Annotated in this window: 9 protein-coding genes; all 9 read left to right on the top strand. The window is 75.6% G+C overall.

Annotated elements, in window-relative coordinates; all coding sequences use genetic code 11:
- The first annotated feature begins 7 nt into the window (after positions 1-7).
- The 9 genes from hppD to ACOBQU_RS01000 all read left to right on the top strand — a co-directional run bounded on the left by hppD (position 8) and on the right by ACOBQU_RS01000 (position 22,227).
- Positions 8-1,099 carry a 4-hydroxyphenylpyruvate dioxygenase gene (gene hppD, locus ACOBQU_RS01040; protein WP_423623727.1) on the top strand — a complete coding sequence of 364 codons (1,092 nt, stop codon included), beginning with the start codon at positions 8-10 and terminating at the stop codon, positions 1,097-1,099.
- A complete protein-coding gene (locus tag ACOBQU_RS01035; RefSeq protein WP_423623725.1) occupies positions 1,096-2,328 on the top strand; it encodes an alpha-hydroxy acid oxidase in 1,233 nt (410 codons plus the stop codon). The genes hppD and ACOBQU_RS01035 overlap by 4 nt, the downstream gene beginning before the upstream one ends.
- Complete coding sequence (locus tag ACOBQU_RS01030) at positions 2,325-3,632, top strand: PLP-dependent aminotransferase family protein (RefSeq protein WP_423623723.1); 1,308 nt, start codon at positions 2,325-2,327, stop codon at positions 3,630-3,632. The genes ACOBQU_RS01035 and ACOBQU_RS01030 overlap by 4 nt, the downstream gene beginning before the upstream one ends.
- Before the next feature lie 70 nt (positions 3,633-3,702).
- Positions 3,703-4,791, top strand: a complete 1,089-nt coding sequence (locus ACOBQU_RS01025; protein ID WP_423623721.1) for an AMP-binding protein — start codon at positions 3,703-3,705, stop codon at positions 4,789-4,791.
- Positions 4,758-5,222 carry an AMP-binding enzyme gene (locus tag ACOBQU_RS01020; protein ID WP_423623719.1) on the top strand — a complete coding sequence of 155 codons (465 nt, stop codon included), beginning with the start codon at positions 4,758-4,760 and terminating at the stop codon, positions 5,220-5,222. Before ACOBQU_RS01025 ends, ACOBQU_RS01020 begins: the two co-directional genes overlap by 34 nt.
- Positions 5,223-5,446: 224 nt before the next feature.
- A complete protein-coding gene (locus tag ACOBQU_RS01015; RefSeq protein WP_423623718.1) occupies positions 5,447-7,117 on the top strand; it encodes a condensation domain-containing protein in 1,671 nt (556 codons plus the stop codon).
- Between the two features lie 43 nt (positions 7,118-7,160).
- Positions 7,161-7,703, top strand: coding sequence for a condensation domain-containing protein (locus tag ACOBQU_RS01010; RefSeq protein WP_423623717.1), 543 nt, complete (start codon positions 7,161-7,163; stop codon positions 7,701-7,703).
- A complete protein-coding gene (locus ACOBQU_RS01005) occupies positions 7,616-15,028 on the top strand; it encodes an amino acid adenylation domain-containing protein (RefSeq protein ID WP_423634184.1) in 7,413 nt (2,470 codons plus the stop codon). The genes ACOBQU_RS01010 and ACOBQU_RS01005 overlap by 88 nt, the downstream gene beginning before the upstream one ends.
- Positions 15,029-15,066: 38 nt before the next feature.
- Positions 15,067-22,227, top strand: coding sequence for an amino acid adenylation domain-containing protein (locus ACOBQU_RS01000; RefSeq protein WP_423623715.1), 7,161 nt, complete (start codon positions 15,067-15,069; stop codon positions 22,225-22,227).
- The last annotated feature ends 78 nt before the right edge of the window (positions 22,228-22,305 follow it).

Below are 22,305 nucleotides of genomic sequence, written 5' to 3'. Positions count from 1 at the left end.
CTCACCCATGACGTACGCACCCCTGCCTCACGCACCCACGCCTTACGCACCCGCATTCGACATCAGCCACGTCGAGTCCTACGTCGCCGACCTGGCGACCGCCGCCGCCGAACTGACCGGGGCCTACGGCTTCCGCCCGGTGGCCCGGGCGGTGAGCGAGGACGCCGAGTCCCTGGCGCTGCGCCAGGGCCGCATCACCCTCGTCCTGACCCAGGCGCGCTCACCGCGCCACCGTGGCGCCGACTACGTCCTGGCCCACGGCGACGGAGTCGGCGACATCGCGCTCGCCGTCGACGACGTGCCGTCCGCCTTCGCCGAGGCGGTCTCCCGGGGCGCGGTGCCGCTCGCCGTGCCGACCCGGCACGCGGACGGCCGCACCACCGCGGTCATCGCGGGCTTCGGCGACGTGGTGCACACCCTCGTCGAGCCCGGCCCCGACGGGCTGCCGCCGGGCTTCACCGCCCTGCCGGACGCCGCCGGGGACCTGGCCGACGACCTCCTGGAGGACCTCGACCACTTCGCGGTGTGCCTGCCCGCCGGGGAGCTGGAGCGCACGGTCGACTTCTACACCCAGGTGCTCGGCTTCCGCATGATCTTCCGCGAGCTGATCAAGGTGGGCGCGCAGGCGATGGACTCCAAGGTGGTGCAGAGCGCCACCGGCAAGGTCACGCTCACCCTGATCGAGCCCGACACCAGCGCCGAGCCCGGCCAGATCGACCGCTTCCTCGACGACCACGGCGGCCCCGGCGTGCAGCACTTGGCGTTCGCCGCCCGCGACATCGTGCGCGCGGTGGGCACCCTGCGCGAGCGCGACGTCGAGTTCCTCTCCGTACCCGACGCCTACTACACGATGCTTGCCGACCGCATGGAGCTGACCCGGCACGGCATCCCCGCCCTGCACGACCTGAACGTCCTGGTCGACGAGGACCACGACGGCCAGCTCTTCCAGATCTTCACCCGCTCCACCCACCCCCGGCGCACCCTCTTCCACGAGGTGATCGAGCGGTTCGGCGCCCGCACCTTCGGCAGCGGCAACATCAAGGCCCTGTACGAGGCCGTGGAGGCCGAACGCCTCGGCGCAGGGGAAGTGCTGCGGTGACCGCCCCCGCACCGGTGCGCACCGAGGACTTCGCCGCCCTCGCCGAGCGGAGCCTGCCCGCGCCCGTCTGGGACTTCGTCGCGGGCGGCAGCGGCGAGGAGCTGACGCTGGCCGCGAACCGCGCCGCCCTCGACCGGCTCGCCCTGGTGCCCCGGGTGCTGACCGGCGGCGCGGGCCGCACCACCGCGACCGACCTGCTCGGCACCCCGGCGGCCCTGCCCGTCGCCGTCGCCCCCATGGCGTACCAGCGGCTGTTCCACCCCGACGGCGAGGCGGCCACGGCCCGCGCGGCCCGCGCGGCCGGGGTGCCGTTCGTGCTCAGCACCCTCAGCAGCACGCCCGTCGAGGAGATCACCGCGCTCGGCGCGGACACTTGGTTCCAGCTGTACTGCCTGCGGGACCGCCCCGCCACCGCCGGACTGGTCCGCCGGGCCGAGCGCGCGGGCTGCTCGGCGCTGATGGTGACCGTGGACGTCTCCGAGATGGGGCGCCGCCTGCGGGACGTGCGCCACGGCTTCGCCCTGCCGCCGGAGGTCACGGCCGTCCACCTCGCCCCCGACTCCACGAGCGGAACCCATGACACGCGCCCCGGCAGCTCCGCCGTGGCCGTCCACACCGCCGAGGCGTTCGCGGCCGACCTCGACTGGGACGCCCTCGCCGAACTGCGCGCCGCCACCCGGCTGCCGCTGATCGTCAAGGGCCTCCTGGACCCGCGCGACGCCGCCCGGGCCGCCGCCGCGGGTGCCGACGCGGTGGTGGTCTCCAACCACGGCGGCCGCCAGCTGGACGGCGCGGTGACCAGCGTCGAGATGCTGCCCGCCGTCCGCGAGGCCGTCCCCGGCGGCTGCCGGGTCCTCTTCGACAGCGGCATCCGCGGCGGCACCGACGTCCTCAAGGCGCTGGCGCTCGGCGCGGACGGGGTGCTGCTCGGACGCCCGGTCCTGTGGGGCCTGGCCGTCGACGGCGAGAACGGCGTCCGCGAGGTCCTGCGCCTGGTGCAGGGCGAACTGCGTGCCGCCCTCGCCCTCTCCGGCTGCGCCACCCCGGCCGACGCGCGGGGCCTCGATGTCCGGGGTCTGGACGTACGGGGTCTGGACATACGGGGTGTTGACGTACGGGGTCTCGATGCGCGGGGCGCGCGGGGAGCGGCGCGTGCCGACCTGCGGAGAGCGGCGCGTGCCGACCTGCGGGGAGCCTCGCCGTCCGAGCTGAGGGGAGCGGCCCGATGACCGATCCCGTCCTGCTCGACCGCGCGGACCTGCACGCCTCGCTCGCCGATCCCGCGCTGCTGTCGATGACCTTCCTCAACGAGGTGGCGGGCCGCTACCCCGACGCGATCTCCTTCGCGCCCGGACGGCCCACCGAGGAGACCTTCGACGTCGCCGACCTGCACCGCTACCTGGACGCCTACGCCCGCTACCTGGCCGAGCACCAGGGCTACGACGCGGCACGGGTGCGGCGGGAGCTGTTCCAGTACGGGCGGACCAAGGGCGTCGTCCACGAACTGATCGCCCATCAGCTCGACCGGGACGAGGGCATCACCGTGGACCCGGAGGCCGTCGTGGTCACCGTCGGAGCCCAGGAAGCCCTGTGGCTGGTGCTGCGCGCCCTGAAGGCCGCAGAGCGGGACGTCGTGCTCGCGGTGACGCCCGCCTACGTCGGCCTGACCGGTGCCGCCCGCCTCCTCGACCTGCCGGTGCGGCCCGTCCCCGAGGGCCCGCACGGACTGCGCCCCGAGGACCTGCGCACACGGATCAAAGAGGTGCGCGCCGCGGGGGAGCGGCCCCGGGCGCTCTACCTGGTGCCCGACTTCTCCAACCCCAGCGGCCACTCCCTGGACATGGCCACCCGCCACCGCCTCCTGGAGATCGCCGCCGAGGACGACATCCTGCTCCTGGAGGACAACCCCTACGGCTACTTCACGGCCGCCGAGGGGGAGCGGCCGCCGACGCTCAAGGCCCTCGACACCGAACAGCGGGTCGTCTACCTCGGGTCGCTGGCGAAGACCTGCTTCCCCGGCGCCCGGGTGGGCTTCGCCGTGGCGGACCAGCGGATCGCGGGACCGGACGGCGGCCTGCTCGCCGACGAACTGGCCCGCGCCAAGAGCATGGTGAGCGTCAACACCTCGCCGGTGAGCCAGGCCCTGGTCGGCGGCCTGCTCCTGGAGCACGGCGGCAGCCTGCTGCGCGCCAACGAGCGGCCGATCGCCGTGTACCGCCGCAACCTCGACTGCCTCCTCAAGGGCCTCGACCGCCGCTTCGCGACGGTGCCCGGCGTGTCCTGGAACACCCCGGCGGGCGGCTTCTTCGTGGTGGTGACCGTGCCGTTCCCCGTCACCGACGCGCTCCTCGAAGCCGCGGCGGTCCGGCACGGGGTGCTCTTCACCCCGATGCGCCACTTCGGCGACGACGCCCGCTCGGCCCGCCAACTCCGGCTGTCGTGCAGCTATCTGACCACGGATCAGATCGAGCTCGGGCTCGACCGGCTGGCCGGTCTCATCGCCGAGCACGCCGGGGGAGCGCCGGATGCCTGACCGCCCGTACCGGGACCACCAAGCCCTCCACGGCCCTCAAGCCCTCCAAGACCCCCAAGAAGGGACCCCCATGACCACCGACGCGAGCGGCTCGCCCCGGTCGCTCGGCCACGCCCTGGTCGCCGCCGCGCGGCGCCACCGCACCGCGGTCGCCGTCGTCGACGACGGCACCTCCCACACGTACGCCGAACTGGACCGGCTCTCGGCCGAGATCGCGGGCGGTCTCGCCGCCCGCGGCATCGGGCCGGGCCATGTGGTCGCCGTCCACGCCCACCGGTCGTGGGCGCGCTGCGGCGCGGTGCTCGGCGTCTGGCGGGCCGGGGCGGGCGTGGTGAGTATCGACCCCGCCCTGCCCGCTCCCCGCGCCGCGAGGATCGCCCGGTTCAGCGAACTGCTGGTGCGCGCCGACGGCGCCGCGCCCACCGGCCTCGGCCCCGCCGAGTGCACGGTCGACGAGGTCCGCGGCACCCCGCTCGACGAACCGCTGGACGGGCCGGTCGGCTATGTCATCCCCACCTCCGGTTCGACGGGCGAGCCCAAGTCGGTGGCCGTGCCGCCGGGGATCCTCGCCGCGCTCGGGGAGTGGCACCGCGCCCGCTGGTCCCACGACCGCCCGCCGCACACGCTCCAGGCGGCGTCCATCGGCTTCGACGTGGGCTACGAGGAGATGGTCGCGACCTGGCTGTCCGGAGCCCGCCTGGTGGTGGTCGACGACGCGCAGCGCCAGGACCCCTTCACCCTGATCGAGGTGGTCCGCGCCCACCGGGTGGCCCGGCTCTTCCTGCCGATGGTGGGGCTGCACGCGCTGGCGACGGCTGCGTCCTTCGAGGAGGACCCGATGCCGGACCTGCGCGAGATCGCGGTGGCCGGTGAGCGGCTCGTCGTCAACGCCGAGGTGCGCGAGTTCTGCGCGGCGGGCGGCGTCACCCTGGTCAACGAGTACGGGCCCAGCGAGACCCACGTCGTCACCGAGTACCGCATGCCGCCGCAGAAGGCGGCCGACTGGCCCGACCACCCGCCGATCGGCCGGGCCGTCGCCGGAGCGGAGCTGCTGCGCCACGCCGACGGCGTCCTGCGGCCGTTCGAGCCCGGCGAGGAGGGCGAACTCATCGTCGCGGGGACTCGGTGGGCCTCGGATACCTGGGCGACCAGGAGCTGACCGACGCCAAGTTCCGCACGCTGCCGCACCAGGACGGCACCACGCGCCGGTGTTACGCCACCGGCGACCTCGTCCGGTTCGACGGCACCGACCTGCACTTCGTGGCCCGGGCCGACGACCAGGTGAAGGTGAGCGGCTACCGGGTGGAGCCCGGCGAGGTCGAGGCGGTCCTGGACGCCCTGCCGGGCGTGCGCCGGGCCGTGGTGGTGGCGGTCACGGTCGCGGGTTCCACTCGGCTGGCCGCCGCCTACACGCGGACCGGGGCCGCCGACGCGGACGCCGAGACGCTCGCCGCCGCCTGCGCGGCCCACCTGCCCGCGTACATGGTGCCCCGGCACTTCCAGGCGCTGGAGGACCTGCCCGTGACCGCCAACGGAAAGGTCGACCGGGCCCGGCTGCGCACGCTGCTCGGCACCGCGCGGACGGTCTGAGCCCCGACGCCGCCGGGCCCTCACCAGCAGGGCCGTGTCACCTCCGCCCGCAGCGGCAGGGCCACGTCACCACGGCCCGCACCAAGCGGCCGCATCCACAACGGCCCGCACCAGAAGGCCACATCGCGACGGCCGCACCAACAGGCCACATCACCCGCGGCCCCTACCAGAGGGCCGCACCACCACGGCCGACATCACCACGGCCCACAGAGGGGAACTTTCGAGTGACACCGCAGGAACAGATCCTGTGCGACGTGCTGGCCGACCTGTTCGGGAAGCCCGGCGTAGGACCCGAGGACAGCTTCGTCAAGCTGGGCGGCGACAGCATCATCGCCGTCCAGGTGGTCGGCGCCCTGCGCCGCGCGGGCTGGGCCGTCACCGTTCGTGACGTGCTCGCCCAGCCCGACGTGGCGCGCCTCGCCGCGACCGCGCGGGCCGTGGCCGGGTCCGCCCGCCCCCGCGCGGAGGACGGCGTGGGCGCCGTCGTACCCACGCCGATCATGCACTGGCTGCGTGAGCGCGGCGGCCCGGCCGACCCCTACCACCAGTTCATGGTGGTGCGCGCCCCGGCCGGACTCACGCTGCAGGACGCCCGCGCCGTGCTCCAGGCGCTCCTGGACCGCCACGACATGCTGCGGCTGCGCCTGACCGACGGCGAGCCGCAAGTGCTGCCCGTGGGCGCGGTACGGGCCGAGGACTGCCTGACCCGGGCGGTCGCGGACACGGCCGGGGACGTCGAGCGGGAGGTGCGCGCCGCCCGCGACCGGCTGAGCCTGGCCGACGGCCGGGTGGTGCGGGCGGTCTGGTGCGACGCCGGGCCCACCGCGCCCGGACGCCTCGCCTTGGTCGTCAACCACATGGTGGTCGACGGCATCTCCTGGCGGATCGTCACGGACGACCTGGCCCGCGCCTGGGAGGCCGTCGCGCAGGGGCGGGCGCCGCGCCTGGACCCCGTACCCACGTCCTTCCGTCGCTGGTCGAGGCTGCTGGCCGCGGAGGCCGAGCAGCGCCTTGGCGAACTCCCGTACTGGAGCGACGTGGTGCGCCCGGGCGCGGCGGTCATCGGCCGCCGGGACCTCGACCCCGCACGCGACCACGAGGACAACGCCGGACACCTCACGCTGACCCTGCCCGCCGCGACCACCCGGCCGCTGCTGACCGGCACGGCCGAGCGGCTGGGCGCCGACGCCAACGAGGTCCTGCTGACCGGCCTCGCGCTGGCCCTCGCCCGCTGGCTGGACGAGCCGGGCGACATCCTGGTGAACCTGGAGGGCCACGGCCGCGAGGAGATCTCCGCCGAGGCCGACCTCTCCCGCACCGTCGGCTGGTTCACCACCCTCTTCCCCACCCGCTTCGAGCTGACCGGCCTCGCGGCCCCCGAAGCCGGTGCCGACGCCCCCGTCGCCCTCGCGCTGCGCCGGGTCAAGGACCAGCTGCGCCGCATGCCCGGCAAGGGCCTCGGCTACGGGCTGCTGCGCCATCTGCACCCGGCGGGCGCGCCGCTGGCCGCCGCCGACCGGCCGCGGCTCGGCTTCAACTACCTCGGCCGCTTCCCGGGGGCGAGCGACGCCGACTGGCAGCTGCTGCCCGAGCACGGCGCCCGCCTGGACGCCCCCGGCCCCGGCATGCCCATGGCGCACGCCGTGGAGGTCAACGCCCTCGTCCTGGAGACGGCGGACGGACCGGTCCTGCACGCCGACTGGGCCTGGGCGCCGGGAGTGCTCGACGAGGCGGAGGTGCGCGCGCTCGCCGAGGACTGGTTCCGGATGCTGGCCGCGCTCGTCGCCCACGCGGACCGGCCGGACGCGGGCGGCGCCGTCGCCGCCGACCTCACGCACGCCGCGATCGACCAGGACGAGCTGGACGACCTCGTGGCCTCCCTCGAAGCCCTCTGAGCCCTCTCAGGCCTCTGACGACCCATCAGGAAGTGATCACCCCATGAACACCAGCCAGTCGGCGGTCGAGGACGTCCTGCCCCTGTCCCCCCTCCAGGAGGGCATGCTCTTCCACTCGGGGTACGACCAGGGCTCCGCCCACCTCTACATCGCCCAGTTCTCGGTCGACCTCCGCGGCGCGCTCGACGCGGCCCGGCTGCGGGAGGCGGCGGACGGCCTGCTCAGGCGCCACGCCAACCTGCGGGTCTCCCTCACCCACCGCAAGAACGGCGACCCGGTCCAGGTGGTGCGCCGCGACATGCCGCTGGCCTGGCAGGAGACCGACCTCGGCCACCTCGCGCAGGACGAGGCGCGGGCCCGCGCCGAGGAACTCACCGAGCGGGACTGGGCGCTCGGCGTCGACAGCCGACGGCCCCCGCTGCTGCGCTTCACCCTGCTGCGGCTCGGCCCCGCACACCACCGCCTGCTGGTGACGGCCCATCACATCCTGCTCGACGGCTGGTCGTTCGCCCTGCTCTTCCAGGAGCTGTTCACGCTGTACGGGACCGGGGAGCTGCCCCGGTCCGGCCCTTCCGCGCCTATCTGACCCACTGCGCGGGCCGCGACCGCACCGCCGCCGAAGCGGCCTGGCGCACGGCCCTCGCCGGGCTCGACGCGCCCACCCGGCTCGTCCCGGGCGGGACGGTGCCACCCGGCGCCACCCCCGAGGACGTCACCTTCCGGCTGACCGAGGAGCGGACGGCGGCCCTGACCGCGCGGGCCCGGGAACACGGCCTGCTGCTCACCTCCCTCATCCAGGGCGCCTGGGCGGTCCTGCTGGCCCGCACCACCGGCCAGGACGACGTCGTCTTCGGCTGCACCGTCAGCGGCCGCCCCGCCGACCTGCCCGGCGCCGACGAGATGATCGGCATGCTCATCAACACCGTGCCCGTCCGGGCCCGCGTCGAGGCCACCGCCCCGCTCGCCGACCTGTGCGACCGCATCCAGTGCCAGCGCACCGAACTGCTCGACCACGACCACATCGGACTCACCGAGATCCAGCGCCTGGCGGGCTCCCCGGCCGCGCTCTTCGACACCAACCTGGTCTTCGAGAACTTCCCCCTCGGCGACTACCGGCTCGACGTGCCCGGCCTCGACCTCGACACCCGCATCTCGTTCCGGGACACCACCCACTTCCCCGTCACCCTGGTCGTGGAGCCCGGCGCCACGCTCGGCCTGCGGCTCGGCCACCACCCGGCACTCCTCGACCGCGACCGCGCCACCGACCTCGGCGCCCGCCTCGTGCGCCTCCTGGAGCGCTGGACCGCCGACCCCGCCACCCCGCTCGCCGCCCTGGACGCCCTCACCGACGGCGACCGCCACCGCGTCCTGACGGAGTGGAACGACACCGCCGCCGACCTGCCCGCCACCACCCTGCCCGAACTCTTCGCGGCGCAGGCCGCCCGCACCCCGCACGCCACCGCCGTCGTCTACGAGGGCCAGACCCTGACCTACCGTGAACTCGACGAGCGGGCCGACCACTTGGCGTCCGTCCTGACCGCCCGCGGCATCGGCCCCGAGCACCTGGTCGCCGTCGCGCTGCCCCGCTCGCCCGACCTGGTCGTCGCCCTGTACGCGGTCCTCAAGGCGGGCGCCGCCTATCTGCCCCTGGACCCGGCGCAGCCCGACGCCCGCAACCACGGCATCCTCGCCGACGCCGACCCCGTGCTGCTGCTCAGCACCGGCTGGCAGGCGCCCGGAATCCCGACGCTGCGCCTCGACGCCCCGCTCCCCGACGTGGCACCCGCCGCGCCCCGGCCCGCCCTCCACCCCGACCACCCCGCGTACGCGATCTTCACGTCCGGCTCCACCGGCCGCCCCAAGGGCGCGCTGATCTCGCACCGCGCCATCGTCAACCGGCTCGCCTGGATGCAGCGCGCCTACCCCCTGACCGCCGACGACCGGGTGCTGCAGAAGACCCCCTGCGGGTTCGACGTGTCGGTGTGGGAGTTCTTCTGGCCCCTGCTGCACGGCGCGACCCTGGTGGTCGCCCGGCCGGAAGGGCACCAGGACCCGGCGTACCTCGCCGAGCTGATCGAGCGCGAGTCGGTCACCACCGCCCACTTCGTGCCGTCGATGCTGGACGTGTTCCTGCGCGAGCCGCGCGCCGCACGGGCCCGCTCGCTGCGCCGGGTCATCAGCAGCGGCGAGGCGCTCGCCCCGCACACTCAGGACGCGTTCTTCGCCACCCTCCCCACGGCCGAGCTGCACAATCTGTACGGCCCCACCGAGGCCGCCGTCGACGTCACCCTGTGGGCCTGCAGCCCCGGCGCCGCCACCGTCCCCATCGGCCGCCCCGCCGCCAACACCCGCGCCTACGTCCTCGACAGCCGCCTTGAGCCCGTCGCGCCCGGCACGGCCGGTGAGCTGTACCTCGCCGGGGTCCAGCTCGCCCGCGGCTACCTCGGCCGGGCCGCCCTGACCGCCGAACGCTTCGTGGCCTGCCCCTTCGCCCCGGGGGAGCGGATGTACCGCACGGGCGACCTGGTCCGCTGGAGCGCCGACGGCGTCCTCGAGTACCTCGGCCGCACCGACGACCAGGTCAAGATCCGCGGCTTCCGCGTGGAACTCGGCGACGTGCAGACGGCCGTGGCCGCCTGCCCCGGCGTCGCCCAGGCAGCCGCCGTGGTCCGCGAGGACCGGCCCGGCGACCCGCGCCTGGTCGCCTACGCCGTGCCCGCCCCCGGCGCCGAGCCCACCCCGGCGGCCCTGCGCGCCACCCTCGCCGAGCGCCTGCCCGCGCACATGGTCCCGGCCGTCGTCCTCCTCGACGCGCTTCCCGTCACTCCCAACGGCAAGCTGGACCGGCGCGCCCTGCCCGCCCCCGCCCACCACGCGGGCGGCCGCGCGCGGCGCACGGCCCACGAGGAGATCCTGACGGACCTGGTCGCCGCCGTCCTCGGCCTGCCCGACGTCGGCGTCGACGACGACTTCTTCGACCTGGGCGGCCACTCCCTGCTCGCCATGCGCCTGATCGCGCGGCTGCGCGGCGCGCTCGGCGTGGAACTGGGCGTGCGCGACCTGTTCGAGCACCCCACCGCCGCCAGCCTCGCCGCCCGCCTCGACGGGGCCCGCCGCGCCCGCCCCGCGCTGCGCCCCGCCGAGCGCCCCGCGGCCCCGCCGCTCTCCGCCGCCCAGCGGCGCCTGTGGTTCCTGCACCGCCTTGAGGGCCCCAACCCCGCCTACCACAGCGTCGTCGCCGCCCGCCTCACCGGACCGCTCGACACCGCCGCGCTGCGCGCCGCCCTCGTCGACCTGACCGCCCGGCACGAGACCCTGCGCACGGTCTACCCGGAAGCCGACGGCGAGCCGCGCCAGCGGGTCCTCGACGCCGTGGCACCCGACCTTGAGGTGCTGGCCGAGAACCGGGCCGACATCGACGAGATCGCCGCCCGCCCCTTCGACCTCGCCACCGAGCCGCCGCTGCGGGCCGCGCTGCTCACCGCGGGACCCGAACGCCACACCCTGGTCCTCGCCCTGCACCACATCGCCACCGACGGCGAGTCCTGGGGCCCCCTCCTGGGCGACCTCGCCCGCGCCTATGCGGCACGCCGACACGGCGAGGAGCCCACCTGGGCGCCGCTGCCGGTGAGCTACGTCGACTACACCCTCTGGCAGCGGCAGCTGCTGCGCGACGAGGGCGAGGACCAACTGGCCTACTGGCGCACGGCACTCGCCGGGCTCCCCGAGGAGCTGGCCCTGCCCACCGACCGCCCCCGGCCCGCCGTGGCGAGCCCGGACGGCGCGGCCCACGCCTTCGACCTGGACCCCGCCCTCACCCGCGAGCTGGCCGAGGTGGCCCGTGCGCACGGCTGCACCGTGTTCATGGTGGTGCAGGCCGCCCTCGCCGTGACGCTGTCCAAGCTGGGCGCGGGCACGGACATCCCCGTTGGCACCGTGGTGGCCGGGCGCGGCGACGAGGCCCTCGACGGCGTGGTCGGCTTCTTCGTCAACACCCTGGTGCTGCGCACCGACGTGTCCGGCGACCCGACGTTCGCCGAACTCCTCGCCCGCGTCCGCGAGGCCGACCTCGCCGCCTTCGCCCACCAGGACGTGCCCTTCGAGCAGGTCGTGGAGGCGGTCAACCCGCGGCGCTCCCTCGCCCGCCACCCCCTCTTCCAGGTCGCGCTGACCCTGCGGCGAGCGGACACCGCCGCCGCCCTCGAACTGCCCGGCCTGGAGTCGCGGACCACCGAGGTCGACGTCACCCAGAGCGAGTTCGACCTCGCCTTCCAGCTCACCGAGCGCCCCGCCGAGACCGGCGGCCTGCACACCGTCGTCAAGTACCGCACCGAACTGTTCGACGCGCGGACCGTCGAAGCCCTCGGCGAGCGGCTGCGCGCGGTCCTCACGTCCGCGGCCCGCGCACCCCGCGACCGGATCTCCCGCCTCGACGCCGTGCTGCCGACGGAGCGGGCCCGCCTGCTGGGGGAGTGGCTGCCGACCGCACCCCACCGGCCCGACGCCCCCGACACCGTGCACGGCGCGTTCGCGGCGCAGGCCGCCCGCACCCCGCACGCCCTCGCCCTGAAGTCCGGCGCCACCCGGCTGACCTACCGCGAACTCGACGCCAGGGCCGACGCGGTCGCCCGCCGCCTCACCGCGCTCGGCGTCGGCGCCGAGACCCCGGTCGGCATCCTGATGCGCCGCTCCCCGGACGTCGTGGTGGCGATGCTGGCCGTCCTGAAGGCGGGCGGCGCGTACGTGCCGCTGCACACCGGCTACCCCGCCGCGCGCCGCCAGCGGATCCTGGACACCACCGGCTGCCCGGTCCTGCTGGTGGACGAGGAGTTCCACCCCAGCGCGCCGGACGGCGTCCACGCCGTCCTCGTCAGCGCCGTCGAGGAGGGCGCCCCCGCTGTCGCCGCCCCCTCGGTCCACGCCGACCAGCTCGCCTACCTCATGCACACCTCCGGCTCCACCGGCGAGCCCAAGGGCGTCGCCGTCACCCACCGCAACCTGCTCGACCTGGCCGCCGACCGGGGCTGGCACACCGCCGACGGCCACCGCGTCCTGTTCCACGCCCCGCACGCCTTCGACAGCGCCGACTACGAAGTGTGGGTCGCCCTCCTCTCCGGCTGGGAGGTGGTCGTCGCCCCCGAACGCGACCTCACCGTCACCGCCCTGGGCGCGCTGCTGCGCGAGGAGCGGATCACCGCCGTCCACCTCACCGCCGGACTGTTCCGCGTCGTGGCCGAGGAGAACCCCGGGGTCCTCGCCCCCGTCCGCGAGGTGCTGACCGGCGGCGACGTGGTGGGGGAGACCGCCGTGCGGAACGTGCGCGCCGCCTGCCCCGGCATCGCCGTACGCCACCTGTACGGGCCGACCGAGGCCACCCTGTGCGCCACCTCCCACCTCGTCACCGCCGACGACCGCGGCCCCGTCCCCATCGGCCGCCCGCTCGACGGCACCCGCGCCTACGTCCTGGACGAGCGGCTGCGCCTGGTGCCGCCCGGCACGCCCGGCGAGCTGTACCTCGCCGGTGCCGGAGTCGCCCGCGGCTACCAGGGGCGGTCGGCGCTCACCGCCGAGCGGTTCGTCGCCGACCCCCACGGCGGCCCGGGGACACGGATGTACCGGACCGGCGACCTGGCCCGCTGGCGGGCCGACGGCCTGCTCGAATTCCTGGGCCGGGCCGACGAACAGGTCAAGATCCGCGGCTTCCGCGTCGAGCCCGGCGAGGTGGAGACGGCGCTCGCCGCCTGCCCCGGCGTCCGCCAGGCCGTGGTCACCGCGCCCACCACCGACGACGGCGAGCGCCGCCTGGTGGGCCACGTCGTCGGCGAGGCCACCGAGGCCGAACTGCGCGCCCGCCTCGCGGAGCTGCTGCCCGACTTCATGGTGCCCGCCCACCTCGTCGTCCTGGACCGGCTGCCGCTCACCCCCAACGGCAAGGTCGACTACAAGGCGCTGCCGCAGCCCACGCTCACCGCCGACACCGGACGCGCCCCCCGCACACCCCAGGAGGAGATCCTGGCGGGCCTCTTCGGGGAACTCCTCGGCCTCGACACCGTCCCCGCCGACGCCGGGTTCTTCGACCTGGGCGGACACTCGCTGCTCGCCACCCGCCTGGTCAGCCGCGTACGCACCGCGCTCGGCGTCGAACTGTCGCTGCGCGACGTCTTCCAGGCCCAGACCGTCGCCGCGCTCGCCGACCTCGCTGCCCTCGCCGCCCGCGCCGAGGGCGCCCGCCCGCCGCTGCGCCGCCACGAACTGCCCGAGCGGCCGCCGCTGTCCTTCGCCCAGCAGCGGCTGTGGTTCGTCCACCAGGCGGAGGAGCGGTCCGCCAGCTACAACGTCCCCTTCGCCTACCGGCTGCGCGGCCCCCTGGACACGGCCGCCCTGACCGCCGCCCTCGGCGACCTGACCGCCCGGCACGAGGTGCTGCGCACCGTCTTCCCGGAGGTCGACGGCGAGCCCCGCCTCCACCTGCTCACCGGCGCCGACGCGGCCGTCCCGCTGGAGACCGGGCGGATCACCGAGGCCGAGCTGACCGACGCCGTACGCAGGGCGGCCGCCCACGAGTTCGACCTCGCCGACGAACCCCCGCTGCGCGCCCACCTGTTCACGCTCGGCGCCGACGACGCCGTACTCCTCCTCGTCCTGCACCACATCGCCACCGACGGCTGGTCCTGGGGCCCCCTCCTCGCCGACCTCGCCGCGGCCTACGAGGCCCGGCGCGCGGGCCGGGCGCCGCGGCTCGCTCCGCTGCCCGTGCGGTACGCCGACTACGCGCTGTGGCAGCGGGCGACGCTGGGCGCGGAGAGCGACCCGACGAGCCTGACCGCCCGCCAGCTCGACTTCTGGCGCAAGGAACTCACCGGCGCCCCGGCGGAGCTGGCGCTGCCCTACGACCGGCCGCGCCCGCAGATCGCGACCCACGCGGGCGGATCGGCCCCCCTCGACCTGGACGCCGACCTGCACGCGCGCCTCGCGGCCGTGGCCCGCGCCCACGGCTGCACGCTGTTCATGGTTGTCCAGGCCGCCCTCGCCGCACTGCTGTCCCGGCTCGGCGCGGGCACGGACATCCCCGTCGGCACCGTGGTCGCGGGCCGCGCCGACGAGGCCCTGGACGACGTCGTCGGCTTCTTCGTCAACACCCTGGTGCTGCGCACCGACGTCTCGGGCGACCCGGCCTTCTCCGAGCTGCTGCACCGCGTCCGGGAGGCGGACCTCGCGGCCCTCGCCCACCAGGACGTGCCCTTCGAACGGGTCGTGGAGGCCCTGAACCCCGAGCGCTCCCTCGCCCGCCACCCCCTCTTCCAGGTACTGCTCCAGGTGCAGAGCGAGGCCCCGGCCCTGCCCCGGCTGCCCGGCGTCACCGCCGAGGGCTTCCCCGTCGCGTCACCGGTGTCGAAGTTCGACCTCGGCGTCGACGTCGTCGAACACCGCGCCGACGGCGGCACACCGCTCGGCCTGCGCGGTGAACTCACCTACGCCACCGAGCTGTTCGACGCGGCCACCGTCGAACGCCTCGCCCGCGACCTGACCACCGCGCTTGAGCAGTTCGCGCACCACCCCGACCTGCGGCTGAGCGCCCTCGAAGGGCTCTCCCGCCGCCCCGCGGACGCCCGGCCCACCACCACGGCCGCCCCCGCCGCGCGGCCCGGCCCGGCCGACGACGACGAGCGGCGCGTGTGCGCGCTGTACGCCGAGGTGCTCGGCCGCGACGAGGTCGGCGCCGACGACAACTTCTTCGCCCTCGGCGGCCACTCACTGCTGATCACCCGGCTGATCAGCCGCATCCGCGCGGAGTTCGGCCGGGAGCTGAAGATCCGCGACGTGTTCCGGCACCCCACCCCGGCCACCACCACCGCCCGCCTGGCCACCGCCCCCGCGGCGCGCCCCGCCCTGCGCCGCCGCGACGGATGAGCCGCCCCATGCCTCCCGCGCCCTTCCCAGGAGATCCCGTGCACCCCGTTTCCTTCGCCCAGCGACGGCTGTGGTTCCTCAGCCGGATGCCCGAGACCGGCCCGGCCTACAACTGCCCCCTGACCACCCGCCTCACCGGCAGGCTCGACTGGGTGGCGCTCGCGGCGGCCCTCGACGACGTCGCGGCCCGGCACGACGTGCTGCGGACCGTCTACCCCGAGGTCGACGGCGAGCCCGTACAGCGCGTCCTGGACCAGACCCCGGACCTCCGCATCGTCACGACCACCGAGGAGGCCCTGCCCGCCGCCCTCGCCGACGAGGCGGCCCACGTCTTCGACCTGACCGCCGAACTGCCCGTGCGGGCCCGCCTGTTCGCTCTGGGCAGCGACGAGTTCGTGCTGTCCCTGGTGATCCACCACATCGCCACCGACGGCTGGTCCTGGGGCCCCCTCCTCCGCGACCTCGCACGGGCCTACGAGGCGCGCCGCACCGGCCGCGCCCCCCGGTTCGCCCCGCTGCCGGTGCAGTACGCCGACTACGCCGCGTGGCAGCGCGAGTCCCTCGGCGACGAGGACGCCCCGGACAGCGCGCTCTCCCGGCAACTGGCCTACTGGCGTGAGGCGCTGGCCGGACTCCCGGCGGAGCTGACGCTGCCGCACGACCGGCCCCGGCCCGCGGTGGCGAGCCTCGTGGGCGGCTCGGTGCCGGTGGACCTCGACGCCGCGCTGCACGCCCGCCTCGCCGAGGTGGCCCAGGCGCACGGCTGCACCCTGTTCATGGCGCTCCAGGCCGGTCTCGCGGCCCTGCTGTCCAAGCTGGGCGCGGGCACGGACATCCCCCTCGGCACCGTCGTCGCGGGGCGCGACGACGAGGCGCTGAACGGCCTGGTCGGCTTCTTCGTCAACACCCTGGTCCTGCGCACCGACCTGTCGGGCGACCCGACGTTCGCCGAACTCCTCGACCGCGTACGGGAGTCCGACCTGGAGGCGTACGACCACCAGGACGTGCCCTTCGAGCGGGTCGTGGAGGCCCTGAACCCCGAGCGCTCCCTCGCCCGCCACCCCCTCTTCCAGGTCATGATGACCCTGGAGAGCGGCGCGGGCCCCGCGTTCGACCTGCCCGGCGTGCACTGCGCCGAACAGCAGGTCACCTGGGACATCGCCAAGTTCGACCTGACCGTGGACTTCCACGAGCGGCGCGACGCGGACGGCGCCCCAGCGGGGATCACCGGAGCGCTGGAGTACGCCACCGACCTCTTCGACCGGGAGACCGCCACCGGTATCGCCGCCGCGCTCACCCGCGTACTGAACCGGCTCGCCGCCGACCCCGCACGGCCCGTCAGCCACGCCGACGCCCTCTCCGCCGAACAGCGCCACCAGGTCCTCACCGCCTGGAACGACACCGCCGCCCCGGTCCCGGAGCAGACCCTCCCGGAGCTGTTCGAGGCGCAGGCCGCCCGCACCCCGGACGCCACCGCCCTGGTCTTCCAGGACACCGCCCTCAGCTACGCCGCCCTCGACGCGCGGGCCAACGCCCTCGCCCACCGGCTGGCCGCGCTCGGCGTCGGCGCCGACGACCTGGTCGCCCTCGCGCTGCCCCGTTCGGCGGCCTCGGTGACCGCGCTCCTCGCGGTGCTCAAGGCCGGGGCCGCGTTCGTGCCCGTCGACACCGACTACCCGGCCGAGCGCATCGCGAAGCTGCTGGCCACGGCGACGACCGTCGTCACCGACAGCGCCACCGCCCCGATGCTCCCGGCGACGGCCCCGCCCCGGATCCTCGTCGACACCGACTCAGACGCCAGCGCTGAGACCGGTGGCCTCGGCCGCGCCATCCACCCGCGCCACGCCGCGTACGTCATCCACACCTCCGGATCCACCGGCGAACCCAAGGGCGTGGTGATCGACCACGCCGGGCTGCGCAACCTCTACGCCCTCCACCGCGCCGGGGTCATCTCCCGCGCCGAGGAGCTGAACGGCGGGCGGCGGATGCGGGTGGCGCTGACCGCCGCGCTCTCCTTCGACACCTCCTGGGAGGGGCTGCTGTGGATGGTCGCGGGCCATGAGCTGCACCTCGTCGACGACGACACCCGCCGCGACGCCACCGCCCTGGTCCGGCACATCTCCACGACCGGCATCGACGTGCTCGACGTGACCCCGACGTACGCCGAACAACTCGTCGAGGAGGGACTGCTCGACGGACACGCTCGCGACCCCCTGGACGGGTCAGGTCACCGCCTAGACGGGCCAGGTCACCGCCCGAGCGTGCTCCTGCTCGGCGGCGAGGCGGCGGGCCGGGCGCTGTGGACACGGGTCCGCGCCACCGAGGGCCTGCTGTGCCGCAACCTGTACGGCCCCACCGAGTGCAGCGTCGACGCCCTGCGGTGGGACGCCGCCGACAGCGAGGAGCCGCTGGTGGGCCGCCCGGTCGCCAACACCCGCGCCTACGTCCTCGACGCCGGACTGCGCCCCGTCGGCCCGGGCGTCGCGGGCGAGCTGTACCTCACGGGACCGGGCCTGGCCCGCGGCTACCTCGACCGCCCCGCCCTCACCGCCGCCCGCTTCGTCGCCTGCCCCTACGAGCCGGGCGCCCGGATGTACCGCACCGGCGACCTGGTCCGCCGGGACCGCCACGGCCGCCTGGAGTACCTCGGCCGCGCCGACGACCAGGTCAAGATCCGCGGCTTCCGCGTCGAACCCGGAGAGGTGGAGGCCGCGCTGCGCACCTCCCCGCAGGTGGCCCAGGCCGCGGTGGTCGCCCGCGAGGACGGCCCCGGCGGCAAGCGCCTGGTGGCGTACGTCGTCCCCGCCGCGCACCGCACGGCGGAGGCCGCCGCGCTGCGCGACCACCTCGCCGAGCGGCTGCCCGACCACATGGTCCCCTCGGCCTTCGTATCCCTGAAGGCGCTCCCGATGAACCGCAACGGCAAGCTCGACCAGTCCGCGCTCCCGGCGCCCGACTACGGCCCGGCGACCACCTCCCGCGCGCCGCGCGGCCCCCGGGAGGAACTGATCGCGGGCCTGTTCGCCGAGGTCCTGGGGCTGCCCGCGGTCGGTGTCGACGACAGCTTCTTCGCCCTGGGCGGGCACTCCCTGCTGGCGTCCCGGCTGATCTCCAGGGTCCGCGCGGCCCTCGGCGTCGAGCTGGGGATCAGGGACCTGTTCCAGCACCCCACCGTCGCCGCCCTGGCCCGCGGCCACCGCCCGGCCCGCACCGGGCCCGCGCCGACCGCCCGGGAACGCCCCGCCGTGCTGCCGCTGTCCTCGGCCCAGCGGCGCATCTGGTTCCTCAGCCGCCTCGGCCAGGGCACCGACTACAACTGCCCGTTCGCCGTCCGGCTGCGCGGCCCGCTGGACCTGTCCGCGCTGCGGGCGGCGCTGGCGGACGTCGTCGCCCGCCACGAGGCGCTGCGCACCGTCTACCCCGAGGCCGACGGCGAGCCGTACCAGCGGGTGCTGCCCACCGCCGCCCCGGCGCTCGACGTCCAGGACCTCACCGGCCGCGCCCCTAACGCCACGGCGGCGGCCCTCGCGGCCCTCGCGGTGGGGGAGTTCGACCTGGGCCGCGACCTGCCGGTGCGCGCCACGGCCCTGCGGCTGGCGGCGGACGAGCACGTCCTGTCCCTGGTGGTCCACCACATCGCCACCGACGGCTGGTCCTGGGGCGTGCTGCTGCGCGACCTGTCCACGGCCTACGCCGCGCGCCTCGCGGGGGCGGCCCCCGACTTCCCGCCGCTGCCGGTCCAGTACGCCGACTACGCCCTGTGGCAGGACGATCTCCTGGGCGACGCCGAAGACCCGGGCAGCCGCGCCGCCCGGCAACTGGCCTTCTGGCGCGAACGGCTCGCCGACGCGCCTGCCGAACTGGAGCTGCCCTACGACCGCCCCCGGCCGCCCGTCGCGAGCAACGCCGGAGGCTTCCTGCCGCTCGACCTGGACAGGCCGCTGCACGCCCGCCTGGCCCAGGTGGCGCGGGACCACGGCTGCACCCTGTTCATGGTCCTCCAGACGGCCCTGGCCGCCCTGCTGTCCCGGCTGGGCGCGGGCACGGACATCGTGCTCGGCACTCCGGTCGCGGGCCGCCCGGACGAGGCGCTGGGGGACACCGTCGGCCTGTTCGTCAACACGCTGGTCCTGCGCACCGACCTGTCCGGCGACCCGACGTTCGCCGAACTCCTCACCCGCGTACGGGAGTCCGACCTGGAGGCGTACGACCACCAGGACGTGCCCTTCGAGCGGGTCGTCGAGGCGGTCAACCCCGAGCGCTCCCTCGGCCGCCACCCCCTCTTCCAGGTGATGATCCAGCTCGACGAGAGCGGCGACGGCCTCCTGGAGCTGCCGGAGGTGACGGCCGCCGAGGAGCCCGTCCCGTTCGACGTGTCGAAGTTCGACCTCAGGCTCGACCTGACCGACCGCCGCGACACCACGGGAGCCCCGGCCGGGCTCACCGGCGGCCTGGAGTACGCCACCGACCTCTTCGACCCCGCGACCGTGGACCTGCTCGGCGACCGGCTCCGCCGCGTCCTGGAGCAGCTGGCGGCCGACCCCGAGCGCCGCGTCGGCGCCGTGGACCTGCTGTCGGAGCGGGAGCGCCACCAACTCGTCGAGGGCTGGAACGACACGGCCGTCGACGTGCCCGCCCCGTGCGTGCCCGAGCTGTTCGAGTCGTACGCCGACCGGGCACCGGAGGCCGTGGCCGTCCTGGCGGGCGACGCCGCACCGCCCCACGGAGAACCGGCCGACCAGCCCCCGCACGACCTGACCTACCGCGACCTGAACGAGCGGGCCAACCGGCTCGCCCGGCACCTCATCGAGCGGGGCGCGGGCCCGGAGCACCTGGTGGCCGTCGCCCTGCCCCGCACCCCCGACCTGGTCGTGACCCTGCTCGCCGTCCTCAAGTCCGGTGCCGGATACCTCCCCTTGGACCCGGCGCAGCCCGCCGACCGGCTCGCCACGGTCCTCGGCGCGGCCGCCCCCGTCCTGACGGTGACCACCAGCGCCCTGGCGGACCGGCTGCCGGGCCGACCCCTGCTGGTGCTCGACGCCCCCGAAGCCCGCACGGCCGTGGCCCGCCACGGCGGCGGCAACCTCACCCAGGAGGAGCGCACCTCCCCGCTGACCCCGGCGACACCCGCGTACGTCATCTACACCTCCGGCTCGACCGGCGAGCCCAAGGGCGTGGTGATCGAACACCGCTCCCTCGCCCTGTACCTGGCCTGGGCCCGGCAGGCGTACCCCGCCATGGGCGGGCGCGCCCTGGTGCACTCACCGGTCGCCTTCGACCTGACGGTGACGGGCCTGTGGGGCCCGCTGACGTCGGGCGGCTCGGTGCGGCTCGTGGCGCTGGACGACCGGGAGGACGGCCCGGCCCCCGTGGCCAAGCCGACCTTCGTCAAGGCCACGCCCTCGCACCTGGCGCTGTTCGGCGTGCTCCCCGAGGAGTACGCGCCGAGCGGGCAGCTGGTGCTGGGCGGCGAGCTGCTGCTCGGCTCCGTCCTCGACGAGTGGCGGGCCCGGCACCCGGACGTGAGGGTCGTCAACGAGTACGGGCCGACGGAGACCACGGTGGGCTGCGGCGAGTTCCGCATCGAACCCGGCGCACCGCTCCCGTCCGGCGGCGTCACCATCGGCCGCCCCGTCTGGAACACCCAGTGGTACGTCCTGGACGCGGCGCTGGCCCCGGCGCCGACCGGCGTGGTCGGCGAGCTGTACATCGGCGGCGGCCTGCTGGCCCGCGGCTACCTCGGCAAGCCCGGCCTGACGGCGGGCCGCTTCGTCGCCAACCCGTTCGGCGCCCCGGGCACGCGGATGTACCGCACCGGCGACCTGGTGCGGCGGCGCCCGGACGGGCAGCTGGAGTTCACCGGCCGGGTCGACGACCAGGTGAAGGTGCGGGGCTTCCGCGTCGAGCTGGGCGAGATCGAGGCGCTGATCGCCGCCCAGCCGGGCATCACGGGCGCGGCCGTGACCGTACGCGACGGAAGCCGCCTCGCGGCGTACCTGGTGGGCCGGGACGGCGAGCGGCCCGACGTCGCCGCGGTGCGGGACCGGCTCGGCGGCGTGCTGCCGGAGTACATGGTCCCGTCGGCGTACGTCGTCCTCGACCGGCTGCCGCTGACGAAGAACGGCAAGCTGGACCGGCGGGCGCTGCCCGCGCCCGACCTCCCCGCCCCCGGCGAGGGGCGCGGCCCGCGCACCGCCCAGGAGAAGGCGCTGTGCGAGCTGTTCGCCGAGACCCTGGGCCTGCCCCGGGTGGGCGCCGAGGACAGCTTCTTCGCCCTGGGCGGGCACTCGCTGCTCGCCGCGCGCCTCGTCTCCCGCGCCCGGACCTCGCTGGGCGTCGACCTGCGGATCCAGGACGTGTTCGACGCCCCGACCGTCGCCGCCCTGGCCGCCGGACTCCAGCCGGGCGCCGGGCCCGCGGCGCCCACCGGCCTGCTCCCGCTGCGGGCGGCGGGCCGCTCCGCGCCCCTGTTCGCCGTGCACCCCGGCGCCGGAATCGGCTGGGTGTACACGGCGCTCCTCGACCACCTGGACGCCGAGCAGCCGCTGTACGCCCTCCAGTCGCGCGCCCTGCGGAACGACGAACTGCCCAAGAGCGTCGACGACATGGCCGCGGACTACGTCGAGCAGATCCGCGCCGTCCAGCCCACCGGGCCCTACCACCTGCTCGGCTGGTCCTTCGGCGCCGTCGTCGCCCACGCCATGGCGGTCCACCTGCGCGGCCTGGGCGAGGAGGTGGCCCTGCTCGCGATGCTGGACGGCTATCCGCCCGACGACACCGCCCCCGCGGACCCCGACGGCGCCGACGGCCTCGCCGAACTCCTGCTCTCCCTCGGCCACGAGCTCCCGGACCGCGCCGGACGGCCCCTGGAGATCCCCGACTTCGTCCGCCTGGCCCGCACCGGTGACGGCCCGCTGGCCGGACTCGACGACGACCTGATCCGGACGCTCGGCCGCGCCTTCGTCGGCCACGCTGCCCTCGGCAGGGAGCACGTCCCGGCCACCTACGACGGTGACGTGGTGTTCTTCAGCGCCGCGCTCGACCCGGAGCCGGGCAGCGCCGAGCCCTGGCGGCCGTACGTCACCGGCCGCCTGGAACACCACGCCGTCGCCTGTGTGCACGGCGACATGCTGCGGGCTGGGCCGTCCGCGCGGATCGGCGCGGTCCTCGCGCGCGAGCTGCGCGCGAAGCGCCCCTGACCTCCTCCGTACGCCGCCCTCACCCTCTTCCCCAGCCTTCTTCAGCACCCTCTTCCTCAGCCTTCTTCAGCCCTTCTT

The organism is Streptomyces sp. G45 (genome assembly GCF_049542095.1).
Lineage (GTDB): Bacteria > Actinomycetota > Actinomycetes > Streptomycetales > Streptomycetaceae > Streptomyces.
This window is presented reverse-complemented; position numbering and strand designations above follow the sequence as displayed.